Origin of the sequence: Arthrobacter sp. Cr_A7, assembly GCF_029222765.1 — a bacterium.
In the GTDB taxonomy this organism is placed as follows: Bacteria; Actinomycetota; Actinomycetes; order Actinomycetales; family Micrococcaceae; genus Arthrobacter.
Genome location: NZ_JARHXQ010000335.1, coordinates 1 through 577, shown reverse-complemented (window position 1 = coordinate 577; position 577 = coordinate 1). Strand labels below are relative to the sequence as shown.

The 577-nt window shown below is 59.6% G+C and carries 1 protein-coding gene; it reads left to right on the top strand.

The window, feature by feature from the left end:
* Nucleotides 1–83: 83 nt before the first annotated feature.
* Nucleotides 84–577 (top strand): 30S ribosome-binding factor RbfA (gene rbfA, locus P2Q66_RS20240; protein ID WP_275731022.1); only part of this gene is annotated, 494 nt, incomplete at its 3' end.

The window sequence follows — 577 nt, the reverse complement described above, 5'->3', positions numbered from 1 at the left end:
CGCCCAGTGCGTGGCAGTAATCGAACGTGGGTACGTCAGCTGCAACACGCCGTCGTACGTTCCAAATTTTTTAGGAGTTGTTCATGGCTGATCCGGCACGTGCTGCCAAGTTGGCGCAGCGGATTAAGGTTGTTGTTGCTGAGGCCCTGAGCCGGAAGGTTAAGGATCCCCGGCTTGAGGGGATTACTGTTACCGATGCGCGGGTGACCAATGATCTTCAGCATGCCACCGTTTACTACACCGTCTTCGGGGACCAGGCTGTCCAGGCTGATGCTGCCAAGGGACTTGAGAAGGCCAAGGGGGTGCTTCGGCAGGAGGTTGGCCGGAACGTCACCGTTCGCCTGACTCCCACCCTTGAGTTCGTTGCGGACCAGATTCCCGTCAACGCCTCGAACCTGGAGGAACTGCTTCGGGAAGCCAAGAAGCGCGACGCCGAGGTGGCCGCCCTGGCTGCCAAGGCCAAGCACGCCGGCGAAGCCGATCCCTACAAGAGTGACGCGTCAGCCGACGTGGACATCGACGAGGACGACTTCGACGAAGAGGACCTTGACCTCACCAACGAGGATGAATTCGACGA